Source organism: Tepidimonas ignava (genome assembly GCF_004342625.1).
Taxonomy (GTDB): Bacteria; Pseudomonadota; Gammaproteobacteria; order Burkholderiales; family Burkholderiaceae_C; genus Tepidimonas; species Tepidimonas ignava.
In genome coordinates this window covers 146,574-171,017 of record NZ_SMAH01000003.1, presented here as the reverse complement: position 1 = coordinate 171,017, position 24,444 = coordinate 146,574, and the positions used below count along the sequence as shown (strand labels likewise).

At 68.3% G+C, this 24,444-nt stretch carries 22 protein-coding genes, 1 tRNA gene, 2 pseudogenes and 2 riboswitches; of the genes and pseudogenes, 9 read left to right on the top strand and 16 right to left on the bottom strand.

The annotated features are described in order from the left end of the window. Nucleotides 1-4: 4 nt before the first annotated feature. Genes EDC36_RS03395 through mads1 form a run of 3 tightly spaced genes read right to left on the bottom strand, consistent with a single transcriptional unit; the run spans nt 5 to nt 4,449 of the window. Complete coding sequence (locus EDC36_RS03395) at nt 5-3,730, bottom strand: DUF6079 family protein (protein ID WP_132764525.1); 3,726 nt, start codon at nt 3,728-3,730, stop codon at nt 5-7. A 12-nt stretch (nt 3,731-3,742) separates the two neighbouring features. Then, nucleotides 3,743-4,210, bottom strand: a complete 468-nt coding sequence (brxF, locus tag EDC36_RS03390; protein ID WP_062194137.1) for a BREX-3 system P-loop-containing protein BrxF — start codon at nt 4,208-4,210, stop codon at nt 3,743-3,745. 11 nt (nt 4,211-4,221) lie between these two features. Next, nucleotides 4,222-4,449, bottom strand: a complete 228-nt coding sequence (gene mads1, locus EDC36_RS03385; RefSeq protein WP_055424393.1) for a methylation-associated defense system helix-turn-helix domain-containing protein MAD1 — start codon at nt 4,447-4,449, stop codon at nt 4,222-4,224. Nucleotides 4,450-4,726: 277 nt separating this feature from the next. Here mads1 and EDC36_RS03380 point away from each other — a divergent pair. Beyond that, a pseudogene (locus tag EDC36_RS03380) lies at nt 4,727-5,059 on the top strand (transposase); the annotation flags it as partial. A gap of 386 nt (nt 5,060-5,445) precedes the next feature. On the opposite strand, the gene EDC36_RS03370 reads toward EDC36_RS03380, so the two are convergent. Next, the gene (locus EDC36_RS03370; protein WP_132961842.1) at nt 5,446-7,146 is read right to left on the bottom strand and encodes a choice-of-anchor I family protein; all 1,701 of its coding nucleotides are present in this window, start codon (nt 7,144-7,146) and stop codon (nt 5,446-5,448) included. 205 nt (nt 7,147-7,351) lie between these two features. Here EDC36_RS03370 and EDC36_RS03365 point away from each other — a divergent pair, with 205 nt between their 5' ends. Both EDC36_RS03365 and EDC36_RS03360 read left to right on the top strand, forming a co-directional pair. Then, nucleotides 7,352-8,011 (top strand): DsbA family protein, encoded by a 660-nt coding sequence (locus tag EDC36_RS03365; protein WP_132961841.1) that lies wholly within the window; start codon nt 7,352-7,354, stop codon nt 8,009-8,011. Between the two features lie 184 nt (nt 8,012-8,195). Next, a complete protein-coding gene (locus EDC36_RS03360) occupies nt 8,196-8,591 on the top strand; it encodes a cupin domain-containing protein (protein WP_243646456.1) in 396 nt (131 codons plus the stop codon). Here EDC36_RS03360 and EDC36_RS03355 read toward each other — a convergent pair. Continuing rightward, nucleotides 8,573-8,932 carry a helix-turn-helix transcriptional regulator gene (locus tag EDC36_RS03355; protein WP_207895028.1) on the bottom strand — a complete coding sequence of 120 codons (360 nt, stop codon included), beginning with the start codon at nt 8,930-8,932 and terminating at the stop codon, nt 8,573-8,575. The two genes, EDC36_RS03360 and EDC36_RS03355, sit on opposite strands and share 19 nt — an antisense overlap. 3 nt (nt 8,933-8,935) lie before the next feature. Between EDC36_RS03355 and EDC36_RS03350 the strand changes: the two are divergent. Beyond that, nucleotides 8,936-9,667: pseudogene (locus EDC36_RS03350) on the top strand (transposase); the annotation flags it as partial. A gap of 326 nt (nt 9,668-9,993) precedes the next feature. Here the strand turns inward: EDC36_RS03350 and EDC36_RS03345 are convergent. Then, entirely contained in the window at nt 9,994-10,332 is a 339-nt protein-coding gene (locus EDC36_RS03345; protein ID WP_132961839.1) for a YnfA family protein, read from the bottom strand. 2 nt (nt 10,333-10,334) lie between these two features. After that, entirely contained in the window at nt 10,335-10,721 is a 387-nt protein-coding gene (gene merR / locus EDC36_RS03340; protein ID WP_243646455.1) for an Hg(II)-responsive transcriptional regulator, read from the bottom strand. A gap of 166 nt (nt 10,722-10,887) precedes the next feature. On the opposite strand from merR, the gene EDC36_RS03335 reads away from it, so the two are divergent. The 3 genes from EDC36_RS03335 to EDC36_RS03325 all read left to right on the top strand — a co-directional run bounded on the left by EDC36_RS03335 (nt 10,888) and on the right by EDC36_RS03325 (nt 13,019). Further along, nucleotides 10,888-11,124: a GDCCVxC domain-containing (seleno)protein gene (locus EDC36_RS03335; RefSeq protein ID WP_132961837.1), complete on the top strand. Its 237-nt coding sequence runs from the start codon at nt 10,888-10,890 to the stop codon at nt 11,122-11,124. Nucleotides 11,125-11,259: 135 nt separating this feature from the next. Continuing rightward, nucleotides 11,260-11,454, top strand: coding sequence for a DUF2256 domain-containing protein (locus tag EDC36_RS03330; protein ID WP_132961836.1), 195 nt, complete (start codon nt 11,260-11,262; stop codon nt 11,452-11,454). Continuing rightward, entirely contained in the window at nt 11,451-13,019 is a 1,569-nt protein-coding gene (locus tag EDC36_RS03325; RefSeq protein WP_132961835.1) for a cryptochrome/photolyase family protein, read from the top strand. Before EDC36_RS03330 ends, EDC36_RS03325 begins: the two co-directional genes overlap by 4 nt. Nucleotides 13,020-13,142: 123 nt before the next feature. Here EDC36_RS03325 and EDC36_RS03320 read toward each other — a convergent pair. From EDC36_RS03320 to aroE, 4 genes are all read right to left on the bottom strand, one after another. Next, nucleotides 13,143-13,219, bottom strand: a tRNA-Pro gene (locus EDC36_RS03320). Nucleotides 13,220-13,229: 10 nt separating this feature from the next. Next, on the bottom strand, nt 13,230-13,733 hold the full coding sequence (locus tag EDC36_RS03315; protein WP_132961834.1) for a MerR family transcriptional regulator: 504 nt from the start codon (nt 13,731-13,733) through the stop codon (nt 13,230-13,232). Between the two features lie 66 nt (nt 13,734-13,799). Beyond that, on the bottom strand, nt 13,800-14,756 hold the full coding sequence (gene tal / locus EDC36_RS03310) for a transaldolase (protein WP_132961833.1): 957 nt from the start codon (nt 14,754-14,756) through the stop codon (nt 13,800-13,802). A 49-nt stretch (nt 14,757-14,805) separates the two neighbouring features. After that, entirely contained in the window at nt 14,806-15,639 is an 834-nt protein-coding gene (gene aroE / locus EDC36_RS03305) for a shikimate dehydrogenase (protein WP_132961832.1), read from the bottom strand. Nucleotides 15,640-15,858: 219 nt separating this feature from the next. On the opposite strand from aroE, the gene EDC36_RS03300 reads away from it, so the two are divergent. Beyond that, nucleotides 15,859-16,665, top strand: coding sequence for a DODA-type extradiol aromatic ring-opening family dioxygenase (locus EDC36_RS03300; RefSeq protein WP_132961831.1), 807 nt, complete (start codon nt 15,859-15,861; stop codon nt 16,663-16,665). Between the two features lie 27 nt (nt 16,666-16,692). On the opposite strand, the gene EDC36_RS03295 is transcribed toward EDC36_RS03300, so the two are convergent. Then, complete coding sequence (locus EDC36_RS03295; RefSeq protein WP_132961830.1) at nt 16,693-16,995, bottom strand: hypothetical protein; 303 nt, start codon at nt 16,993-16,995, stop codon at nt 16,693-16,695. A gap of 210 nt (nt 16,996-17,205) precedes the next feature. Here EDC36_RS03295 and EDC36_RS03290 point away from each other — a divergent pair, with 210 nt between their 5' ends. Continuing rightward, nucleotides 17,206-17,841 (top strand): trimeric intracellular cation channel family protein, encoded by a 636-nt coding sequence (locus EDC36_RS03290; RefSeq protein WP_132961829.1) that lies wholly within the window; start codon nt 17,206-17,208, stop codon nt 17,839-17,841. A 73-nt stretch (nt 17,842-17,914) separates the two neighbouring features. Here EDC36_RS03290 and gcvP read toward each other — a convergent pair whose 3' ends face one another. From gcvP to EDC36_RS03270, 4 genes are all read right to left on the bottom strand, one after another. After that, nucleotides 17,915-20,851 carry an aminomethyl-transferring glycine dehydrogenase gene (gcvP, locus tag EDC36_RS03285; RefSeq protein WP_132961828.1) on the bottom strand — a complete coding sequence of 979 codons (2,937 nt, stop codon included), beginning with the start codon at nt 20,849-20,851 and terminating at the stop codon, nt 17,915-17,917. A gap of 24 nt (nt 20,852-20,875) precedes the next feature. Then, nucleotides 20,876-21,241 (bottom strand): glycine cleavage system protein GcvH, encoded by a 366-nt coding sequence (gene gcvH, locus EDC36_RS03280; protein WP_132961827.1) that lies wholly within the window; start codon nt 21,239-21,241, stop codon nt 20,876-20,878. Between the two features lie 42 nt (nt 21,242-21,283). After that, a complete protein-coding gene (gcvT, locus tag EDC36_RS03275; protein WP_132961826.1) occupies nt 21,284-22,417 on the bottom strand; it encodes a glycine cleavage system aminomethyltransferase GcvT in 1,134 nt (377 codons plus the stop codon). 50 nt (nt 22,418-22,467) lie between these two features. Next, a riboswitch (glycine riboswitch) is annotated at nt 22,468-22,600 on the bottom strand. 15 nt (nt 22,601-22,615) lie between these two features. After that, a riboswitch (glycine riboswitch) is annotated at nt 22,616-22,717 on the bottom strand. 27 nt (nt 22,718-22,744) lie between these two features. Continuing rightward, nucleotides 22,745-24,430, bottom strand: a complete 1,686-nt coding sequence (locus tag EDC36_RS03270) for an electron transfer flavoprotein-ubiquinone oxidoreductase (protein WP_132961825.1) — start codon at nt 24,428-24,430, stop codon at nt 22,745-22,747. Nucleotides 24,431-24,444: the final 14 nt, after the last annotated feature.

Below are 24,444 nucleotides of genomic sequence, written 5' to 3'. Positions count from 1 at the left end.
TTCCTTATTCCACGACAAAACGCAGCTTGCTGGCGTCCTTGCCCTTGCAACGCTCGTTCATGAATGACTCGAAGCGCTTGCGCAGATCGTCGGGCGTAGCGGGCGATCCGCCGCTGAGCAGCGCCCTCTTGATGTCGTCGCCGGTGACCACGATCTTTTCGAGGCCGGACAGCGCTTCCTGAACCGCTGCGACGAACTCGGGCGTGACCGGATCCGGCAAGGCTTTCGACGCAAGGAAGCCCTTGATCAGGTCCCGCTGCTTAGGTCTCAGCAGTTCGAAGTTCGCTTGAATGATCGGGTCATCTAGATTGTCCAGCAGGGTTCGCTGCCACCCTTCCAGGAGACGATCGAGTTCGTCGTCCAGGGCCTTGAGCACGTTGGCGGCCGGCAACAGGTCGCCCTGTTCGTTGGCGGGGCGAAAACCGCAGTGCGGGCATACCGGGCTTGTTTCCAGCTCCCTTTCCACCAGGGATGCGCAGCTCTTGAGCTTGTCCAGTCTGTCTTCGAAGGTGGTGAGCTGGCCGGTGGGCATGAGGGAGATGCCAGCCAAGGCGCGCAGGGTCACCATGCGCAGATCCTTGCGCAGAGCGGACTTGGTCTTGTCCTCTGCCACGCCGAGCCGGGCCTTACTGTGTTGCGCCACGTAGGCGGTGATGTAGTCCTTCTTCAACGTGGCCAGACGCTGGCGGTATTCAGCGGCATGCTGCGCACTGCGGTCCTCGGCGAGCTTGTCGAGAATGTCCTTGCGGGCAGCCTGTGCCTGCTGTACCCAGGGATGATCGCCGGGCAGCACCATTTCGGCTTGGGAGAGGTAGGCGGCAACATTGCCCAGCTCGGCAACCAGGTCACGCAGTCTCTCCACTGCGGCAAGCGCATCGAGGTTCTTCTTCTGAGTCTCGATGTCGTCCTGGGTGATGCGCAGATTCTTGAGCTTGCCGATAGTGTTGTAGGGCGACAGCCCTTCCAGGAAGCCCTTGAGTGCTTCCAGCCTCTGTTGTCTGTCGCGCAGCTCTTCTTCGCGCAGCAGGGATTGACCCCAGAAGCTGAGGCGATTCCGCAGGTCGGTGCCGACGGTCAGCACGCGGTTGACCAACTTGGCGACCGCATCCAGCAGCTCCTTGACAGGCTCCTCCTTGCCCTGAGTCGCCATCTGAGCCAAGCCACTGGGCAATCCCAGCAGCTCGAACAGCGAGCGCAGGACGGCGACATTGATTTCCTTGGGCGGTTCGATGTGCTTGAACTGGATCAGGTCGTCCAAGGATCGTTCGGCCAGGAGCGACAGCTTGCCGGCGTCGATCTTGTCGCCGGTAATCGCCAGCACGATGTCGCCCGAGTAGACCAGGCTGGCCAGCACCGCCACGAGCAGGTCGGGTTCCAGGCGGAAACGCACGGGCGCGAAGTACTCGACGTCGGTGGCGCCGCTGATGAGCTCGCTGCGGTTGAGCACCTGGCCGTGACCTTTGGCCTTCAACCGGTTCAGCACTTCCTGCGCGTACTTGGATCGCGTGGGCTCGATGCGATCGCCGTCCAGCATCTCCAACGCATCGAGGATGGCGATGGCGTCCTTGGTGCGCGTGCCGCCCGCCAGCGCCCTGAGAGCATTGGTGATGAGCTGCTTGCGGTTGGATTCGGTGACCAGCACCGAGAAGGTCGGATATTCCGGCGCCAGATCCGCGAAGTGGGTGCCGAGGGCAAGGCCGGCAGTTACGTTGACGATGTCGCGGAAGTTGGCGCGCTCATCCGGCCCCAACCGGAGCTTGTCGCGCATCGACACGCCCTTGGCCCATTCCTGCAGGGTCTTGGTCTTGCCCTGGTAGGTGACTTCGAAGGCGGTCATCTGCTTGTCCTGCAGCCACTTGCTCATGTCGCGCAGGGCATCCTTGGCCTTGTCCAGGTAGACGGCCTTCGCCGCGCCGCTGGCGGTGGAAGCGAGCTCCTGCGCAGCGGCGTAGAACGCAAGATGGCGCTTGATGGCGTCATCCAGCCCCTTCAGCCGGAAGAACACCTCGTCCGTTTTGTTGTCGTCGCGGAAACGGGGCGGCTCGAACGGTTGAATGAAGTAGATGTAGAAGTCGCGCTCGGGCTGGGCGGTCGGCCGATCGTTGGGCGCACCGAGGAACAGGTACCCATTGCGTTCCACGCGGCGCTCCTGCCATTCGACCTGGTGCTGCCAGATCTTGTAGCCGGTGACATAGGCATGCTCATCGGTGCATTCCATGAGCTGCATGAGCGCGCTGTAGTAAGCGCGATCCAGCGCGTCGTCCGACAGGGCTTCGGCGCGCTTCTCGATCTGGGCGTCGTAGTCGACGTCCTTTTTGAGATCGAGGTAGTACTGCTCGGTGTCCGGTGCCTTGGAGATGAACTGGCCGTTGACCGTCTTGACGATCTCACGCAGGGTCGTCTGCACGGCGGTCAGCAGGTCGTCGGCGGGCTCACCACCCATATCCTCGATGCCGGGCTGGTACAGGCAAAGCGTGTCACGCAGTTCCTCGGCCGTTGGGCCCACCGGCACGTAGATGTCGCCGCCGGTCGTCAGCCGGTGGACAGACAGCCCCTTGATTACCCGCATGGCCATCGCCTTGTAAGCAGGGCGCGTAAAGGCCTTTTGTACGCGCTCGCCAAGCACCTCGGCCACCTTCAATACTGGGCCGATATTCGGGTCTGAGCGCAGCACCGAGTTGGAGGTGACCGTGTCCCAGAACTTGTCGTAGCCGATCAAGCCGGGGCGATCGGTCGGCACCTCCTCATCCAGGAGAGCCTGGATCTGGTCGCGCAAAGTGACCAGCGCGCCGCGCTTTTCGGTGAAGATCAGCCGCTCGAAGGTGCCGATGTAGTCCGGATGGACGGGAAACAGGCGGACATACTCATCCATCCGCTCGTTCATGTTGCTGTAGAACTTGGCGAAAGGCGTGAGGTAGGTGCGGATCTTGTGCTGCTGGTCCGCCGACTTCTTGAGCAGACGCTCCGCCACCACAAAGCTCACGTCCTGGCGGGCAAGCAGGACCTGGGTGAAGCGTTCGTTCACGCGACGCAGGCTGTCGGCGACATGCTGGAAGCGGCTGCTGTCGAAGATGGCTTCCTGCACGCCGGCCACAAAGCGGAAACGCAGATGCTTGGTGACCTCCCCGATCTCGCGCAGGAAGGACAGGTCCAGCACCAGATCGTGGTCCTTGCGGGAGCGCAGGTATTCGAGGAACTCGTCAACGACGAGGAGGACCCCATGGTTGGGGTGCACCTCGTCGAAGGCAGCCATCATCTCCTCGAAGGCGGCCTTGTTGTTGACCACTTTGTCGGCCGGCGGGAATGCGTAGCTGACGCCCTGGTTCTCCAGGAAGATCTCGAGCTCCTGCGTGATGATGTCGCGCAGGGACATCTGGCTGGAGATCTCGATACGGTGCACCTTGAACTTGCCGGCGATCGAACCGGCAGCCTCCGCGACTTTGGGGTGGTGGATCATCGGGACGTAGGCAGCGTCCTCGGCAATCAGCGAGAGCACCGACATCAAGTGCGACTTACCGGTGCCGTAGTTGCCGACCACGAGCACACCCTTGTGGTCGACCGATTCGTCGAACGAGAGCTGCGGGATCATCTGCTTGGTGATCCGCTCGGCCATGTCGTCGGAAATGACGTAGGTGGCGACGAGCTTCTTTGCCTCATCGGGCCGGTTGGCGTCGAGCAGCTGAATGACCGACTCGATCGGCTCGAACTGAATGAGATCCCCGTAGCGCATGCGTTTTCCTCTTTACCCCACCGTTTCAATCTCGAACGGGACCAGGCCGTCGAGGCCGTAGTCCTGATATTCCGGATGCCCCATCTCCGCGTAGATCAGGCGGCCATCCCGTAACTCTCCCGGCCACACCGCCACCACACGCCGGGCATGAGCGTGGCGCTTGAGCAGATCCAGCGGATCGAGCTTGAGCGACTGATCAAACAGCAGCTCGATGTTGTCGAGCAGGAGTAGATCGCCGCTTGCATATTCATCTGCCAGCTCCCGCAGGGCGACGTTGGCCTGGAGCGCCCGTTGCCGCTGCGGCAGCGCCGCGAGACGCTTTCCCAACACCGCTCCGACATTCATTACCTTCATACCGCGCTGATTGGCCAGCTCGGCCAGCAGCGCGCTCTTGCCGCATCCAGGGCGCCCAACAAGCAGGATCAGCTTGCTGTGCAGGGCCGCGATTTCGTCTACGAGACGGTCCAGTCGTGTGAGCATCCGGCAGCCCTTCACCCATTGCCGCCATGAGCCCCGCCAGGACCATCGTCGCCCTGGGCTTCCGCCGTCTGCTTCTTGATCCACAGGTCGATTTCCTGGCGCCGGAATCGCCACGTGCCACCGACTTTGAATGCGGGGATCTTCCTGCCCGCCGCCAAGCGATAGACCGTGCGTTTGCCGACCTTGAGGTAGGCAGCCACCTCGTCGAGCGTGAATATCTCTCCAGTGTCGTCTTTCATCGCTTCCCCGCCCGGCAACAGGACTGCGGCCGGTGATGATGGTAATCTTGGCAAGGATACGTCAAACTTGTGCATCTTTGAACAGCCAAGCGGCGGGAGGGGGGATGACAGATGGCCAAGGCGGTCGGCAGGTGAGCCAGGGCACTATGCAGGGATCGGTGGCCGAACACCCAGCGTGGCATCGGTTGGAAGACCAACTTCAGTGGTACGACAATTCAGGCCCCGCCCCCCGACGCGAGCCGACGAAGGCGCTCCGACTCGGCACGGGCTTCGGCCAGTGACATTGATCCATCGCGGCAAGAGCCGCTCGCTCACGCGCAGCCAGCGGCGCTGGCTGAAGCGGCGTCAGGCGGTCGAGCCGGCCATCGGGCATGCCAAGCACGATCACGGCATGAAGCGCTGCTGGCTCAAGGGGGCTGAGGGCGACGCGCTGCATGCGGTGTTGTGCGCAGCCGGCTTCAACATCCGCTGGCTGCTGCGTGCCATCGCCCGGCGGGGCATTGCTCCAGCCTTTTTGCGCTCGCTTTGGCTGCTGTCAACGCTCGCCGCGTCCGCGAGTCGACTCGCTACTCTTGCACGTCCGGCGCTTCTCGTCGGCGCCGCGAAATGAATTTTGCAGGGCCGACGACTTAGAGACCCCCGGTTGTAGTCAGAAACTGCCTTGCGGCGGCGACCCGGGCGCGACGAAGCGCAAAAAAGCCGCCCGCAGGCGGCTCCGGCAGCGGGCGGCGTGGCGGCAGTCAAGCAACCGCACCTGCTCGCGCGCCGCGTGCTGTACACGCCAGCACTGACCGCCAGTCGCCGCAACCCCGTCGTCCAGGCCTTCTACGAACGCCTGATCGCCGCCGGCAAGCTGCTGACGCACGCGGACTTCCTCGGGAGCCCGCGAAAGCGCATGGCAGGCCACATGGGTAGAGCCGAACCGTCAAGCCGTGATCCAAACGCCCAACCTCGTGAGGAGTTGGGCGCTCTCTTTTGCGCCGTCCGGCGCCTACCTCAGTAGCTCAGGTCGATCTGCAGGATCGTGGTGGTGCCGCTGACTTCGTGGCCGACCACGAGCAGGGGTTGGCCGTTGGGTGAGTCCTTGGCCGGGATGAAGGTGAGGCCTTCGGGGCCGAGGTCGCCGGTCTGGCCGCTGCGGGTGTTGAGGTAGGTCACGTAGGTCGGCGCGGTCGGTGCCGTGACGTCGTAGACCATCACGCCGCCCACGCGCTCCAGGCCGATGAAGGCATACGTCTTGGCGCCAAAGGTGGCGAGCACGACACCTTCGGGTTCCGGTCCCTTGTTGTCGCTGCGGTCGTCGAGGTTGTTGTTGCCGTTGCTCGCGTTGAAGGCGGCGATTGCGGGGGCGAGCGCGGCGGTGTGGCGCTCGAGCTGATCGCCGGAGTCCCACACCAGATCCCCGTCGGCCGACCATACCGAGAACGAGCGTCCGCCCAGCGCGAGCAGCTCGTTGCACTGCCCGCTTGCGTTCTTGCCGTTGCGGCCGCCATTGGGCATGGTCGTGATGGTCAGCCGGCCGAGGTTGGAATCGAAGAGCAGGGTGGCATCGGGGAACACCGTCGGGTCCAACCCTGCCGCGTTGCAGTAGGTGCGCACGCGCGACTCCTCCTTCAGGCCGGGCCACTCGCGGGCGTCGCCCTCGTTCGCGGTGACGAGGTAGCCCTTGCCGTCCACCGTGTAGTAGGCGATCGCGTCCGGCTGGTACATGCCTTTGACGGGTCGGTTGACGATCTTCACTGCCGGCGTGCCGCTGTTGGTGTTCGTGCCATCGTCCTCGTCGCTCGCATCCAGGCCGTTGCCCGGCAGGCTGTGGTCCTTCAGGCCGAGGGGCTTGATCGCGGTGACGGAGGCGCTCGCGATGTCGACGATGGCCAGGGCGTTGTTCTCCTGCAAGGTGACGTAGGCCGTCTTGCTGTCGGAGGAGACGGCGATGTACTCGGGCTCCAGGTCCTGCGCCACGGTGGCGTTGGGGCCGTAGATGCGCACGCCTGCCGCGCGCAACGCGTCGAGCTGCCCGTTGAAGCCGGCGAAGCCGGCCGTGCGCACCGGAAGGGCCGCGCCCTGGCTGGTCGGCGTGAGGGCGGAGACGTCGATCACGCTCACCGACCCCTCGGGGTCGACCGAGTCGGGCTGGCCGTAGCCGTTGGGCTCGCCTTCGTTGGCTGTCAGCAGGGTCTTGCCGTCGGGGGTGAAGGTGAGCATGTCGGGCTGCGCGCCCACCGTCACGCTGGCCAGCTGCGCCAGGGTCGCCGCGTTGTAGAAGACGACCCGGCCGGGGTCCGTTTTCACGGCGGCCTGCACCGCGACCGCCACCACGCCGTTGCGCACCGCGACGCTGTTGGCACTCTCGTTGGCCTCCAGCGTGAGGGTGCCGATCTGCGCGGGAGCGGCGGGATCGGCCAGGTCCAGCACGTCGACGGTGCCGAGCGCGCCGTTGACGACGAAGAGCCGCTTGCTCGCGGGGTCGTAGGCCGTGATCTCCGCGGAGGACTCGCCGCCGGTGTGCGCGAAGCCGCCGATCTTGCGCAGCGTCATCGCCGTGGGCGTCGGCTCCGGTGCGGGCGCGGGCGGGGGGGTGGACGCGCCATCCCCGTCGCTGCCGCCGCAGGCAGCCATCAGGACTGTCGCGCAGGCGGCGGCCAGCAGGGAGCGGATCGGCGTGCGGGCAAGGCATGAAGCGGGCAGCAGAGTCATTTCGTTCTTCCAGGTCGTTGGCGGGCAAAGTCCCCATGTTCTGGCGGCTTCGTGACTCGCCCGTGACAGGCCCTGGAGGGCGGTGCGTGGCCTCACCCCGCGCGGCCTTCGCGCCGCGGGGCGGCGGGCAGGCGCAGTGGCACACTTGGCCTGGGGCCCGCGGCACGTGCAGGGCGCGTGCGTCTTCGCCCCGAGGAAGTCCGCCATGGCCGATGCCGTCCTGCACTACATCCACGATCCCCTCTGCGGCTGGTGCTATGCCGCCTCGCCGCTCGTCGCGGCCGCGCGCCAGATGCCCGCGATGGAGATCCGCCTGCACGCGGGCGGGCTCTTTGTCGGCGCGAACCGCCGGCCCGTGACTCCCGAGTTGCGCGGCTATGTCCTGCCGCACGACCGGCGCATCGCGCAGCTCACGGGGCAGCCTTTCGGGGAGGCGTACACCGATGGCCTGTTGCGCGACCCCTCGGCCGTGCTCGACTCGGAGCCGCCCATCGCCGCCGTGCTGGCCGCCGACCAGATCGCCGGCCGGGGTCTGGATCTGCTGACGCGCCTGCAGGCCGCGCACTACGTGGAAGGGCGCAAGCTGGCCGAGCGCGAGGTGCTGGTCGCGCTGGCGAAGGACATCGGCCTGGACGAGACCGCGTTCGAGCAGGCGCTGGACGAGACGCTCGGCGCCCGCACGCAAGCGCACCTTGCCGACACCCGGACCTGGATGGCCCAGGTCGGCGCACGCGGCTTTCCGACGTTCGTGCTGGAACGAGGGGGGCGCCTTTCGACGATCGAGGCCGGCGAGTACCTCGGGCGTCCCGGACCGTGGCAGGCGCGGCTGCGCGCGCTCGCGGGGCATCGCGACCCGGCGACCTGAGCCGCAGCAGGAGGGACGGGCCGCGGCCGCGATGCTGCGCTACGCTTGCCGCACACACATATGGACTTGCGGAGGCAGCATGACGTGACCGATCGTCAACATCGACGAAGCGGACTACACCGACCTGGGTGAGCTCTCGCGGCGATGGGGCTCGGAGATGCCCGCGCAGCGGTACGGAGGGCGCATGGCGCCGGTCGGCCGCATGCTAGGCGCCCGGCAACTCGGCTACAACGTGACGGTGATCGCCCCCGGCAAGCGCGCCTATCCCTATCACTGCCACACCGTCAACGAGGAGATGTTCTTCGTCATCGAGGGCCAGGGCGAGGTGCGCATCGGGGGGCAGACCTACGCGATCCGCCGGGGCGACGTGATCGCCTGCCCGGCGGGTGGCCCCGAGACGGCCCACCAGATCGTCAACACCGGCACGGCAGAGCTGAAGGTGCTGGCAGTCAGCACCGCAGGCACGCCGGAGGTCTGCCACTACCCTGACACCGGCAAGTTCGGTGTGCTGGATCCCGAACACGGCTTCGCGTACATGGGCCGGGCAGAGGGGAGCCTGGACTACTGGGAAGGCGAGTGAAGGACCGCCCGCCCGGGCGGCCCCCCGCCGCGCCGGAACGTGCCGGGCGCCAGGCCCATTTCGCGCGCGAACGCGCGTGAGAAGGTCGATTCCGACTCGTAGCCGACCTCCGCGGCGATGCGCCCGATGGGCACTGCCGACTCGCGCAGCCGCCGGGCGGCCACGTACATGCGCCAGCGGGTGAGGTAGGTCATCGGCGGCATCCCGAGCACGCGCGTGAAGCGCTCGGCGAACGCGGAGCGCGACAACAGCGCCTCGCGTGCCAGCGATTCGGTCGTCCAAGGATGCTGCACGCGCGCGTGCAGGCCGTCGAGCAAACCGAGGAAGCGGTCCGTGGTCACGCGCTCGGGCGCGTGCTGCGCGACGTGCAACGCCGCCTGCTGGCAGCGCCGCAAGACGTGCGTGATCGCCTGCAGCCATGGCTGGAGCGCGCCGAGCGCATCCGCTCGCAGCGCCCCAAGGACAAGCACAAGCTGTACGCGCTGCATGCGCCGGAGGTCGAGTGCATCGGCAAGGGCAAGGCTCGCCAGCCCTATGAGTTCGGTGTGAAGGTCAGCGTGGCGGTGAGCGCCAAACAGGGCTTGATGGTCGGTGCGCGCAGCCTGCCGGGCAACCCCTACGACGGCCACACGCTGGCCGAGCAACTGGAGCAGACCACCGTCTTGCTGCAGGACCTGGGCGTCAAGCCGCACACGGCCATCGTCGACCTGGGCTACCGGGGGGCGGATGCCGACATTGGCGCGGTGACATTGATCCATCGCGGCAAGAGCCGCTCGCTCACGCGCAGCCAGCGGCGCTGGCTGAAGCGGCGTCAGGCGGTCGAGCCGGCCATCGGGCATGCCAAGCACGATCACGGCATGAAGCGCTGCTGGCTCAAGGGGGCTGAGGGCGACGCGCTGCATGCGGTGTTGTGCGCAGCCGGCTTCAACATCCGCTGGCTGCTGCGTGCCATCGCCCGGCGGGGCATTGCTCCAGCCTTTTTGCGCTCGCTTTGGCTGCTGTCAGCGCTCGCAGCGTCGGCGAGTCGACTCGCTACTCTTGCACGTCCGGCGCTTCTCGTCGGCGCCGCGAGATGAATTTTGCAGGGCCGACGACTGACCGGCGTTCATTGCCGAGGCCATTGCGTCCACAACAACCCGCAGGATTGCCCGGGATTGCTCAATCGTTGAGAGAGTGGGTTGGATTCCGGTCGCGTCTGCACCACCAAACACCCAGGCTCGGACGGTCTCCGGGCTTTTTTATCGCCGGCGAGACTTCGGTTTCTTGCCGGAAACTCCCCCGCCACGCGCGGGTTGGGGCCGTCTGTGCCGCACGTGGTCCTGCACCCCAGTCGGACCACCGCGCACGTGGCCCAGCATCACCGCCGGTTCATGGGCGTGTTCAGGTTCGATGGGGCAGGGCCTCAGGTGCCCGCGGTGGTCGGCTGCAGCGCGATGACGGCCATCCCCACCAGCGCGATGCCAGCGCCGGCAAGGTCCCAGCGGGTCAGGGTCACGCCATCGACGACGTACAGCCAGACCAGCGCCACGGCGATGTACATCCCGCCATAGGCCGCGTAGGTGCGCCCTGCCGCCGCCGGGTGCAGGGTCAACAGCCACACAAACAGCCCTAGCGACACGGTGGCCGGCAGCAGCAGCCAAACGGGCTTGCTTTGCTTGAGGACGAGCCAGGGCAGGTAGCAGCCGACGATTTCCGCGACGGCCGTGACGGCAAACAAGAGGGTCACTTTGATCAGTTCCATCGTCACACCTCGCGCAGGGCCTGGATCAGCGGACAGCGCACCGTGCCCTGGGCGGCGTCGCAGCGCTGCACAAGCTCGTGCAGTGCGGCTTCGATGCGGCGCAGGCCGGCCAAGCGGGCGCGCACGTCGGCCAACTTGCGCGCGGCCCGCGCGCGGGCCTCGGTGCAGTGCGATCCGTCTTCGAGCGTGAGCAATGCCCCGACCTCGTCCAAGCTGAACCCCAGCCGTTGCGCCGACTTGATGAAGCGCAGGCGCGCCAGGTCCGGCGCGCCGTAGCGGCGGATGCCGCCCGCGGGCCGGTCGGGCTGGCGCATCAAGCCCTTGCGCTGGTAGAAGCGGATGGTTTCAACGTTCACCCCGGCCGCAGTGGCCAGGGTACCGATGGTCATGGCGGCTGGAGCTTGGTGCATGGCGCTTGACGCCGTACGTAGGTACGGAAGTAAGCTTACCGCACAAAGGCCCAAGCGCCCGTGGACAGCGAGGCTTGGCGTGCAGGCTCGGGCGCGCTGGATCCAGGGGCGCGGCCCACACCTTCACCACAGCGATGAACGCCACATGACACAACCGATCCTGCAATCCACGCTGACGTGCCCCGCGTGTGGTTATGCCAAGACCGAAACGATGCCCACCGACGCCTGCCAGTGGTTTTACGAGTGCGAGCAATGCCACACGGTGCTCAAGCCCAAGCCGGGCGACTGCTGTGTGTACTGCTCCTACGGCACGGTGCCGTGCCCGCCGATCCAGGCGCGCGGCCATGGGGGCTGCTGCGGCTCGTCGGCCACAGGCCACTGACGCCGCCGCTCGCAGCCCCCAGGCCTGGTCGGGCGCTGTCTGCGAGCGGTGACGGTGTCGACCCTGATGCGCGCGCGGTCCGTGCGGCTGTGGCATGCTTGCACGGGACGAAGGCTGCCCGAGAGACTGACTTGCATGCGAAGCGCTCTACCGCGGGGGTACAAAGGCAACAAGGCCAGCTTGCCCAGCAAGCCGTGCGCCGTGTGCGGGCGGCCCATGAGCTGGCGGCGGGCGTGGGCCAAGAACTGGGAACAGGTGCGCTACTGCAGCGAGGCGTGCCGTGGGCAGGCCCAAGCGCAGCGCCGTGCTCGCCCTGAAGGGCACCCATGAGGGCCGCGCCGCGTCCGGTCCCACAGCCCCTGCGTCACCTGGTGCTCGTGTTGGGCGACCAGCTCGACCTGGCATCCAGCGCGTTCGATGGGTTCGACCCCGGGCACGACGCCGTGTGGATGGCGGAAGTGGCCGAGGAGTCGACGCATGTGTGGTCGGCCCAGCCGCGCATCGTGATGTTTCTGGCGGCGATGCGGCACTTTGCGGCCGAAGTAAGGGCCCGGGGCTGGGCGCTGCGTTACACCCATCTGGACGACGAGCACAACACGGGCACGCTGGCGGGGGAGCTCGCGCGGGCGGTGCAGGCGCTGCGCCCGCAGCGGTTGATCCTGACGGCGCCGGGCGATTGGCGTGTGCTGCACGCCTTGCGCGCCCAGGCCAAGGCGTTGGCCGTGCCGCTGGAGCTGCGCGATGATCGCCATTTTTGGGTCACGGTGCGTGACTTTGCCGCCTATGCCAAGGGCCGCCAGTCATTGCGCCTGGAATTTTTCTACCGCGAGATGCGCCGCCGGCACCGTGTGTTGATGGACGGCGACCGACCAGCCGGCGGGCAGTGGAATTTCGATGCGGACAACCGCGAGCGCTTCGACCCGGTGGCCGGCCCGCCGCCGGTGCCCGACCCGCTGAGCTTTGCGCCCGACGCCGTCACCCGCGAGGTCATCGCGTTGGTGCGTCGCCGCTTCGCCAGCCATCCGGGCGCGCTGGAGCGGTTCGACTGGCCCCTGACGCGGGCGCAGGCCTTGGCCGCGCTGGACGACTTCATCACCCACCGCTTGGGTGACTTCGGGCGCTGGCAAGATGCGCTGTGGCCGGGGCGTCCTTGGCTGTGGCACGCGCGCCTGTCAGCGGCGCTCAACCTCAAGCTGCTGCAGCCGCGCGAGGTGGTGGCGGCCGCCGAGGCGGCGTGGCGTGCCGGCCGCGTGCCACTGCGCAGCGCCGAGGGTTTTATTCGCCAAATCTTGGGCTGGCGCGAGTATGTGCGCGGCATCTACTGGACGCAGATGCCCGCTTACGCAGCGCTCAACGCACTGGGGGCCCACGCGCCGCTGCCGGCTTTTTTCTGGAGCGGCGACACCGACCTGGCGTGTCTGCGTGACGCCTTGACGCAGACCTTGCGCTTGGGCTACGCCCACCACATCCAGCGCTTGATGGTGATTGGTCTGTACGCGCTGCTGTTGGGTGTCGAGCCGCGCCAGATCAGCGACTGGTTTTTGGCCGTGTACGTCGATGCGGTGGAATGGGTGGAGCTGCCCAATGTCATCGGCATGGGGCAGTTTGCCGACGGCGGGCGCATGGCGAGCAAACCCTACATCGCCAGCGGCAAATACATCGAGCGCATGGCCGCCGGGCGCTATTGCGCGCAGTGCCGATACGATCCCGCTGCCCGCACCGGGCCACGGGCGTGCCCGTACACCACGCTGTACTGGGACTTTTTGCTGCGGCACGAAGCGTTGTTGGCCGCCAACCCACGCACCGTCATGCAGGTCAACAACCTCGCGCGGGTGGACGAGGGCGAGCGACGGGCGATACGCGCCCACGCCGAGGCCCTGCGCGCGCGCCCCTGAGCGGGTGGTTTCAGCGACCCCGACCCGCCGCTGGCCGAGGTGACCGACGGCGCGATCTCGTGCCGTGCGATGGCGCAAAAAACAAGGACTTGCATGGTGTGCCATGCAAGCCCCTGCGGTGAATGGTCGGCGTGGCGGGATTCGAACTCGCGACCCCTTGCACCCCATGCAAGTGCGCTACCAGGCTGCGCTACACGCCGAAGACCTCCATTATACGGCAACCGCGGGGGCTCGCGCGGACGCGGGCGGGTCGGCAGCGGCTTCGGCCACCAGGTCGCGGATGGCTTGCAGCTCCGCGCGCAGCGCAAGCTGTGCCTCGGCCGGCAGTTGGCGCAGGGCCGCGGCCAACCGGTCCAGGCCGTCGGTCAGCGCCGGTGTGGCGCTGTCGTCGTCCGGGTCGTCGGGCGGCAGGGTATCGTCCCAGCCGGGGCGACGTTGTTGGCGTTGCTGGCGCGTCCATTCGGCCAGGCGGTTGCGCGCGCCCTGGATGGTGAAGCCTTCCTCGTACAGCAGCTCCCGGATGCGGCGGATCATCAGCACCTCGTGGTGCTGGTAGTAGCGTCGGTTGCCGCGGCGCTTCATCGGGCGCAGTTGCGTGAACTCCTGCTCCCAGTAGCGCAGCACGTGGGGCTTGACGGCGCACAGCTCGCTCACTTCACCGATGGTGAAGTAACGCTTGGGTGGGATGGGCGGCAGCGTGACGTCGCTGGACATGGCGGTCTCGGATGGCAGAGTGCGCAACTGTAGCGCAACGCGCGCGGCGCCGACCAGCGCACGCGTTCAGCGGCTGGCCAGCAGGGCGTCGAGCGTGTGCGCGTCGGCGGCAAACAGCCGGATGCCCTCGGCCAGCTTCTCGGTGGCCATCGCGTCGTCGTTGAGGGCGAGGCGAAACGCCGCTTCGTCCGCAGCGCGGTAGTGCACCTCGGGCAGGTCGGCGCGGCGCGCTTCGTCGGGGTCGAGCTGCGGTGCCACGTCGCCGGGCGTATCGGCCAGCCTGGCCAACAGCTCCGGGCTGATGGTGAGCAGGTCGCAGCCCGCCAAGGCCAGGATCTGGCCGGTGTTGCGAAAGCTCGCGCCCATGACCTCGGTGGCGATGCCGAAGTGCTTGTAGTGGCGCCAGATGCGCGCGACGGATTGCACGCCGGGGTCGGCAGGGCCGGCCATTGCGGCTTCGCTCCACTGGGCACCGGCGCGTGCCTTGTGCCAGTCGTAGATGCGGCCCACGAACGGCGAGATGAGCCGCACGCCCGCGTCGGCGCACGCCACCGCCTGGCAAAAGCTGAACAGCAGGGTCAGGTTGGTGTGGATGCCGTCACGCTCCAGGCGTTCGGCGGCGCGGATGCCTTCCCACGTGGCGGCGATTTTGATCAGCACGCGCTCACGGGGCACGCCTTCGGCTTCGTACAGGGCAATGAGGCGCCGCGCCCGCTCGACGGTGGCGGCGGTGTCGAAGCTCAGGCGTGCGTCGACTTCGGTGGACACGCGCCCGGGGACGATGCGCAGGATTTCGGTGCCAAAGCGCACCAGCAGGCGGTCCACCTGCTCGTCGCGCGCCCGGTTGCGGTGGCGCCTCAGCACCTCATCCAACAGCGGGGCGTACTCGGGCTTGCGCACCGATTTGAGGATCAGCGACGGGTTGGTGGTGGCGTCGCGGGGCTGGAATTGGGCGATCTGCAAAAAGTCACCGGTGTCGGCGACGACGGTGGTGTGGCGCTTGAGGGCGTCGAGCTGGTTCATCGTGGGCGGGCGTGCTCAGTGCAAGTTGATGCAGCGTGGGGCGGGCGCGCTAGACCAGGGGCGTGGCCAGCGCCCGGATCACCGGGGCGGTGTCGGGGCGCACGCCGCGCCACCACGCAAACGCTTCGGCGGCCTGTTCGACCAGCATGCCAATGCCGTCGGCCAGCCGTGTGGCGCCTTGCTCGCGGGCCTGGCGCAGAAACGGCGTCAGACCCTGGCCATAGACCATATCGTAGGCCAGCGCCCCCGGGGCGAAGGTACCCATCGGCAGCGGCAGGGCCTGCGCGTCCAGGCTGGCGGCGGTGGCGTTGATGACGACATCGAACGCGCCCAGTGTGGTCAGCTCGTCCAGCCCCGTACCGCGCAGCACGCCACGCCCCAGGCCGTGGGCGGCAACGTGCTCGACCAGGTCGTGCGCCTTGGCCGGGGTGCGGTTGGCCACGACCAAGCTGGCGGGGTTGGCCTGCAGCAGGGGCTGCAGCACGCCGCGGGCGGCGCCGCCCGCGCCCAGCACCAGCACGCGTTGGCCCGCCAGGGGCCGTGCCAGGTTGACGGTGATGTCACGCAGCAGCCCCACGCCGTCGAAGTTGTCGGCACGGCAGCGCGCGCCGTCAAACGCCAGCGCGTTGGCCGCACCGGCCACGCGGGCACGCTCGCTGACCTCGTCGGCGTAGTCGTGCGCTTGCAGCTTGAAGGGCAGCGTCACGTTGAGCCCACGGCCGCCCGCGGCCCGAAACGCATCCACCGTGGCGGCAAAGCCGTCCCGCGGCGCTTCGATGGCGGTGTATTCCATGGCCTGGCCAGTGGCCTGGGCGAACAGGGTGTGGATGAGCGGCGACTTGCTGTGGCCAATCGGGTGGCCGATGACGGCGTAGCGGTCCATGGCGACATTGTCGCCGATGCACCCTCACACGACGCTGACGTGCCCGCCCGCGTGCAGCCGTTTTGGATGCTGGGCTCAACGCTGTGCAACCCTCGGCCGCGCCGGGCGACGTACCATGCGCGGGTCCGATGCGCCAGCCCCACGGGGCGGCGATGCTGCGCCTGCGGTGGCGCATCATCCCCAAGCACTGGCGCATCATTCAACGGTAAGGGGTGGTGGATGAGGGGTTTGCCAACGCTGTTCGTTTCACACGGTTCGCCCATGATGGCGTTGCAGCCCGGTGCGGCCGGGGTGGCGTTGCAGCAGTGGGGCGCAGGGCTGGCCGCACGAGCGGATCTGCGCGCGGTGGTGGTGATGTCGCCGCACTGGATGGACACCGTGGCGGCGGTGGGCAGCCACCCGATGCCGCCGACATGGCACGACTTTGGTGGCTTTCCGCCGGCGCTGTACCGGTTGCAGTACCCGGCGCCGGGCGACCCGGGGTTGGCCCACACGGTTGCCCAGCGGCTGCGCAACGCCGGCATCGCCACCGCCGAGGATCCCCAGCGCCCGCGCGACCACGGGGGGTGGTCGCCGTTGCGGTTTGTGCTGCCCCAGGCGCGCTGGCCGGTGGTGCAGGTGGCGCTGCCGGCCGATGCGCGCCCCGCCGACGTGTACGCGATCGGGGCCGCCTTGGCCCCGCTGCGCGAGGAAGGGGTGCTGCTGGTGGGGTCGGGAAGCCTGACCCACAACCTGATGGAGTTTTTTGGCGGGCGCCCGGGGTTGGACGACCCGGCCGAGCCTTATGTGCAGGCGTTTTCGGCGTGGGTGTGGCAAGCGTTGCAGACCAACGATCTGCCCGCGTTGCTGGACTACCGTGCGCGCGCGCCGCACGCCGTGCGCGCTCACCCCACCGACGAGCACTTCATGCCGTTGTTTTTCGCGCTCGGGGCCGCGCGCTGGCCGCAGGCGGGTTCGAAGGCTGAGGCGATCACGCGCGAGGTGCAGTACCGTTACCTGGCGATGGACAGCTACGTGTTCGGATGACCGTCCCCCGGCACCGCGGCGACCACCTTACGAGACCCACTTGGTGGCGTCGTCAACTTCGGGCGGGGTGTCGTCCTTGACCAGGGCTTCACGCAGGGCCATCAGGTTCATCAACACCTCGAATGGAAAACCGCGCCGGCTGCCACGATGATCCTGCAGCAGCTCATGGAACGCGGCGCGCAGCGCTTCGGGGTCGTGCCGCACCTCGGCCAACTGGTTGGCGATGCGAGGAAATTGCGTCACAAGGGCTTGCGGATAGCTCAACCCCGGCACGGCACGCAGCCACGCTTCGGTCTGCGGCAACAGGGTGTGTGCGTCGGTGTCGGCCATGATGACGCCATTATCGACCGCGGCGGCGGCTGACGCAACCGCGCCGGCCTCCGTCCGGTGCCCTGGGCACGCGGGACGAAGCGCGCCCACTTGGCGGTTGGGATCGGGGCTTGGCTCGCGTGTCCCCTCGATGGGACAGCCTCGGTGCGTTAGCATAGACAAACTTGGCATCGCGACAGATGCCACGATGTCCACCATGGATCGCCCCTGATGCAACTGCCATCGACGCTTCTGATCGCTTTTGAGGTGGGCGGCACCGTGGCGTTTGCCACGTCCGGTCTGATCGAGGCCATGCGCAAGCGCATGGACGTGGTGGGCGTGTTCTCGGTCGCCTTCGCCAGCGCCTTTGGCGGCGGGACGGTGCGCGACTTGTTGCTGGACCGCCGGCCGTTGTTCTGGGTCGAACACGAGGGCTACCTGTGGCTGGTGCTGGCCATGGCGGTGACCGCGCCGTTGTGGTTGTCGGTGGCGTTGCGCCAGACGGGGGCGCGGCTGATGGTGCTGGCCGATGCCTTGGGGTTGGGGCTGTTTGCCATTTCCGGCACGAGCATCGCCCTGACGGCCGGGATGTCGCCGCTGGTCAGTGCGCTGATGGGCATCGCCACCGCGATCGTCGGCGGGGTGGCGCGCGACGTGCTGTGCAACGAGGTGCCCCACGTGTACCGCGACCACCGTCCGTACGCGCTGTGCGCGCTGGCGGGCAGCGCCGTGTACCTGGGGTTGACGGCTTTGCAGGTGGGGTCGGGGTGGGCCAGCCTGGCCGGCGTGGTGGTGGCCACGGGCAGTCGGTTGCTGGCCGTGGCCTTGGGTTGGCGGTTGCCTGGTTGGCGCCCACGCGAGCCGTGACCGGCGCCGCCTACCCGGTGGCCGCGCCGGGCGGCTTGGCGGCGCGCTGCCGCGAGCGCCGGCGCGCCGCGCCTCAAGCCTCCTCGGCCAGCTCCGCCACGGGGACGCAACTGCAAAACAGGTTGCGGTCGCCGTAAACGTTGTCCACCCGGCCCACCGGCGGCCAATATTTGCTGCCCGCGCCGCCGTGCGCACGGTGAAACGGCAGGGCCGCCGCCTGCTCGCGCGGGTAGGGGTGGCGCCACTCGCCCTGCAGGCAGTGCTCGGCCGTGTGGGGCGCGTTTTTGAGTGGGTTGTCGTCGCGCGGCCACACGCCCAGCTCGACCGCGCGGATCTCCTCGCGGATGGCGATCATCGCGTCGATGAAGCGGTCCAGCTCGGCCAGGTTTTCGCTTTCGGTGGGCTCCACCATCAGCGTGTTGGGCACAGGGAACGACAGCGTGGGCGCGTGAAAGCCGTAGTCGATGAGACGCTTGGCGATGTCTTCGGCCATGATTCCCGCGCTGTCCTTGAAGCCGCGGCAGTCCAGGATGCACTCGTGGGCCACGTGCCCGTTGGCGCTGGCGTACAGCGTCGGGTAGTGCGGGCGCAAGCGGGCGCTGATGTAGTTGGCGGCCAGGATCGCCGTTTGCGTGGCGCGCTTGAGGCCCTGCGCACCCATCATGCGGATGTACATCCAACTGATGGGCAACACCGCGGCGTTGCCCAGCGGGGCGGCGGACACTGCGCCCACCGCAGCGTCGGGGCGCGCGCCACCCGTGTAGGCGCCGGCGGCGTGTGCGCTGGCGTGCCCGGGCAGGTAGGGGGCCAGGTCGTCCACCACGCACACCGGCCCCACGCCGGGGCCGCCGCCACCGTGGGGAATGCAAAACGTCTTGTGCAGGTTCAGGTGGCTGACATCACCGCCGAATTGCCCCGGCGCGGCCAGGCCCACCAGCGCGTTCATGTTGGCGCCGTCGATGTACACCTTGCCGCCGTGGGCGTGCACGACGCGGCACAGCTCGGCGACTTCGGTTTCGAACACGCCGTGCGTGCTGGGGTAGGTGATCATGACGCAGGCCAGCCGCTCGCTGTGCCGCTCGCATTGGGCGCGCAGGTCGGCCATGTCGACGTTGCCCTGGGCGTCGCACGCCACCGGCACGACACGGTAGCCGACCATTTGGGCGCTGGCCGGGTTGGTGCCGTGCGCCGAGGTGGGGATCAGGCACACGTCGCGCTGCGCCTGGCCGCGCGCGGCGTGGTAGGCGCGAATGGCCAGCAGCCCGGCGTATTCGCCCTGCGAGCCGGCGTTGGGCTGCAGGCTGATGGCGGCGTAGCCCGTGGCCTGGCACAGCCAGGCGCGCAGTTGTTCGTCCAGCAGCCGGTAGCCTTCGAGTTGGTCGGCCGGCGCAAAGGGGTGCACGTGGGCGAACTCCGGCCAGGTGATGGGGATCATCTCGCTGGTGGCGTTGAGCTTCATCGTGCACGAGCCCAGCGGGATCATCGTGCGGTCCAGCGCCAAGTCCTTGTCGGCCAGCCGGCGCAGGTAGCGCAGCATGGCCGTTTCGCTGTGGTAGGTGTTGAAGACCGGGTGCGTGAGGTACGCCGAGGTGCGCCGCAGCGTGGCGGGCAGCAACGGCTCGGCGCGCTCGGCCAGGGCGTCGAAGTCCGGCAGCGCCTGCCCCGGCAGCGCCAGCGCTTGCCACAGGGCCTGCACGTCGGCGCGGGTGGTGGTTTCGTCCAGCGCGATGCCCACGTTGCCGTGGCCCATGTCGCGCAGGTTGTAGCCCGCGGCGCGGGCGCGCGCCAACGCCGCGGCCGCTCCCTGGCCCAGGTGCAGCGTCAGGGTGTCGAACGCCGTGCCGTTGGCGGGGGTATGGCCCAGTTGCGCCAGCCCGGCGGCCAGGATGGCGGTGTAGCGCGCCACGCGCTCGGCGATGCGGCGCAGCCCCTGCGGTCCGTGGTAGACCGCGTACATGCTGGCTACGACAGCGGGCAGCACCTGCGCGGTGCAGATGTTGGAGGTGGCCTTCTCGCGCCGGATGTGCTGTTCGCGCGTTTGCAGCGCCAGGCGGTACGCGGGCTGGCCGTGGGTGTCGACGCTGACGCCCACCAGCCGCCCAGGCATCGAGCGCTTGAAGGCGTCACGGCAGGACAAAAAGCCCGCGTGCGGCCCGCCCGCCCCCATAGGCATGCCCAAGCGTTGCGCGCTGCCGACCACGATGTCGGCGCCCCATTCACCCGGCGGCGTCAGCAGCGTGAGCGCCAGCAAATCGGTGGCCACGATGAAGGCCGCCCCCTTGGCGTGCACGGTGGCCACGTCGTCGCGCCAGTCGTCGATGCGGCCGGTGGTCGCGGGGTACTGCGTCAGCACGGCGAACACGTCGTCGCGCGCCAGCGCCGCGTGCCACTGCTCGCGGCTGTGGGCCAGCAGCACCTGCAGCCCCAGCGGTTCGGCGCGCGTGCGCACCACTTCGATGGTCTGCGGATGGCAGTCGGCGCTGACGACCAACACCGTGCCGCCGGCCTTGACCGAACGTTTGGCCAGGGTCATCGCTTCGGCCGCGGCGGTGGCCTCGTCCAGCAGCGAGGCGTTGGCGATGTCCATGCCGGTCAGCTCCGCGACCATGGTCTGGAAGTTGACCAGCGCTTCCATGCGCCCCTGCGAAATTTCGGCCTGGTACGGCGTGTAGGCGGTGTACCAGGCGGGGTTTTCCAGGATGTTGCGCAGGATCACCCCGGGCGTGTGGGTGCCGTAGTAGCCCTGGCCGATGAAGCTCTTGAGCAGCCGGTTGCGGCTGGCGATGGCCTTGAGCTCGGCCAGCGCCTCGGCCTCGCTGGCGGGGGCGGGCAGTTGCATCGCGTCGATGCGCGCGATGGCCTGCGGCACGATGCTGCGCGTGAGGTCATCCAGGCTGGCTTCGCCGATGGCGGCCAGCATGCGGACCTGGTCGTCGGCGTCCAGGCCGATGTGGCGGGCGACGAATTCGCCGGCCGGCTCCAGGTCCGTCAGCGGGGTGGGGGCGGTCATGGTGTGGGGCTCCGGGGGCGCGCGTCAGTGGGCGAGTTGCTGGTAGGCGGCTTCGTCCAGCAGGCCGTCGAGTTCGCTGGGGTTGCTCAGCCGCACCTTGAAAAACCAGCCTGCGCCCAGCGGGTCGCTGTTGGCCAGCGAGGGGTCCGCGCGCAGCGCTTCGTTGACTTCGACGACCTCGCCGCTGACCGGGGCGTACACGTCCGCCGCCGCCTTGACCGACTCGACGACGCCGGCGACGTCTTTTTGCGCGAGGGACTTGCCCACCTCGGGCAGTTCGACGAACACCACGTCGCCCAGGGCGTCTTGGGCGTGGTGGGTGATGCCGACGGTGGCGATGTCGCCGTCGACGCGGATCCATTCATGTTCGGGCGTGTAGCGCAGGGTCATCGTAGGTTCTCCAGCAACGGGTTGGCAAACGGGGGCGAGGACTTAGCCGCGGTGGTAGCGGGGGGGCACGAACGGCAGCGGCACCACCTCCATCGGCACCGGCTTGCCACGCACGATGGCATGCAGCACGGTGCCGGTGGCGGCGTGGTCACGGGCGACATAGCCCATCGCAATCGGTTGGTCGAGCGTGGGCGACAGCAGCCCGCTGGTGACGTGGCCCACGGGGGCGTCGCCCCCAGGCAGGTGCAGCGCGGCGGGCTCGCGCACCGGCACGCGCTGCAGCGCCCGCAGGCCCACGCGCAGGCGCGACGGGGGCTCGCGGCCGTCGAGTTGCGCCAGCACCCGCTCGGCACCAGGAAAGCCGCCCGCGCGCGCGCCACCGCTGCGGCGTACCTTTTGGATCGCCCAGCCCAGCGCGGCTTCGGCCGGGGTGGTGGTGGTGTCGATGTCGTGCCCGTACAGGCACAGGCCGGCCTCCAGCCGCAGCGAGTTGCGCGCCCCCAGCCCCACCGGTTCGACCTCGGGCTGGCGCAGCAGCGCTTCGGCAAAGGCGCGCGCCGCCTCGGCCGGCAGGCTGATTTCGAAGCCGTCTTCGCCTGTGTAGCCGCTGCGGGTAACGTAGAGCTCGGCGCCCTCCCAGCGGGCTGGCATGCCGGTCATGAACACCAGGGCATGCACCTCGGGCAGCAGCCGCTGCAGCGCTTGCGCCGCCAGCGGGCCTTGCAGCGCCAGCAACGCACGCTCGAAGTGGGGCTGCACGCTGCAGCGCTGGCCGATGCGCGCTTGCAGGTGCGCCAAGTCGGCGTGTTTGCACGCGCCGTTGACGACCAGGTACAGGTCGTCGCCGCGGTGCACGAACATGAGGTCGTCGAGGATGCCGCCGTCGTCGTTCAGCAGCAGGCCGTAGCGCTGCCGGTGGTGCCCCAGACCCAGCACGTCCATCGGTATTAGGCTTTCCAGCGCGGCGGCGGCGTCGGGGCCGTGCAGGGTGAGTTGGCCCATGTGCGACACGTCGAACAGCCCCGCTGCGCGCCGCGTGTGCTGGTGCTCGTGCAGCAGGCCCTTGGGGTATTGCACCGGCATCGCGTAGCCGGCAAAGGGCACCATGCGCGCGCCCAGCGCCAGGTGCAGGTCATGCAAGGGGGTGTGCAGCAGCGGGGTCGGTTCGGCGGACATGACGGTATCCAGGCAACGGTGGTTCCACCGGCGCCCTCCAAGGGGGCGTCGGGCCACCTGCTGTCCACTTTACCTGAGAGATTCACGCCGCGCCGCACCCCTCAGGTCGGCGTGTCGGCGTTTGCTCCTTCGGTGGGCGCGCACCGGGGTCGCGGTGACACGCCTCTCTCCAGCAGGCAAGCGCCCCGGGCAGGGGCGCTGCATCAGTCCTTTTGCCTGAGCGTTCGGCCCGCGGGCCTGCGCCTTCGGCGGCCGCGCGTGCCCACGGGGCGTGCGGCGGCTCTCTCCTGATGGCGCGATTGTAGCCGAGTGCCTGCCGATGCCGGGTCACATGCCCGCATAGTTGGGGCCGCCGCCGCCCTCGGGGGTGACCCAGACGATGTTCTGGGTGGGGTCTTTGATGTCGCAGGTTTTGCAGTGCACGCAGTTTTGCGCGTTGATCACGAGCTGCGGCGCGCCGTCCTTTTCGATGAATTCGTACACCCCGGCGGGGCAGTAGCGCCCTTCCGGGCCGCCGTACAGCGCCAGGTTGACCGCCACCGGCACCGTGGGGTCTTTGAGCGTCAGGTGCGCGGGCTGGTTTTCTTCGTGGTTGGTGTTGGACAGGAACACGCTGCTCAGGCGGTCGAACGTCAGCACCCCGTCGGGCTTGGGGTAGCGGATCGGTTCGACCTGGCTGGCCGCGTGCAGCCGCGCGTGGTCGGGCGTGTGGCGCCGCACGGTCCAGGGCGGGCTCTTGATCCCCAGCTTGGGCAGCAGCCAGTGCTCGATGCCGGTCATCAACGCGCCGATGGTGTTGCCCTTTTTGAACCAGCTCTTGAAGTTGCGCGCGCGGTGCAGCTCCTCGTACAGCCAGCTTTGCTGGAACGCCGCCGGGTACGCCGTCAGTTCGTCGTGTTGGCGGCCGGCACGCAGCGCGTCGAAGGCGGCCTCGGCGCACAGCATGCCCGTCTTGATGGCGGCGTGGCTGCCCTTGATGCGCGCGGCGTTGAGGTAGCCGGCGTCGCAGCCCACCAGCGCACCGCCGGGGAAGACGGTCTTGGGCAGGCTCATCAAGCCCCCCGCGGTGATGGCGCGCGCGCCGTAGCCGATGCGCTTGCCCCCTTCGAGGTGCGCGCGGATGGCCGGGTGGGTCTTCCAGCGCTGCATTTCCTCAAACGGGCTCAGCCACGGGTTTTGGTAGTCCAGCCCAACGACAAAGCCCAGCGTGACCTTGTTGCCTTCCAGGTGGTACAGGAAGCCGCCGCCGTAGGTGTGCTCGTCCAGCGGCCAGCCGGCGGTGTGCACCACCAGGCCAGGCTTGGCCTTGTCGGCGGGGATCTCCCACAGTTCCTTGATGCCAATGCCGTAGGTCTGCGGGTCTTTGCCCTCGTCCAGGCGGTAGCGCGCGATCAGCTCCTTGCCCAGGTGGCCGCGCGCGCCCTCGGCGAACACGGTGTACTTGGCGCGCAGCTCCATGCCGAGCTGGAACGCTTCGGTGGGCTGGCCGTCCTTGCCCAGGCCCATGTGACCGGTGGCCACGCCGACCACGCGGCCTTGCTCGTCGTACAGCACCTCGGCGGCGGTAAAGCCGGGGAAGATCTCCACCCCCAGCGCCTCGGCCTGCTCGGCCAGCCACTTGGTCACCGCCCCCAGGCTGATGACGTAGTTGCCTTCGTTGTGAAAGCACTCGGGGATGGCCCACGACGGCGTGCGCAGCGCGCGGTCGGGTTGCAGGAACAGCACCTCGTCGCCGGTGACAGGTTGGTTCAGCGGCGCACCGCGCTCCTTCCAGTCGGGGATCAATTCGGTCAACGCGCGCGGGTCCATCACCGCGCCCGACAGGATGTGCGCGCCCGGCTCGCCGCCTTTTTCCAGCACGCAGACGCTGACGTCGCTGTTGTGCTGGGCCGCCAGTTGCTTGAGGCGGATGGCCGTGGCCAGCCCGGCCGGGCCGGCCCCGACGATAACGACGTCGTACTCCATGGCCTCGCGCGGGCCGTACTGCTCGATCAGGTGCGCCGGGGTTTTCATGGCGTGGGGGTCTT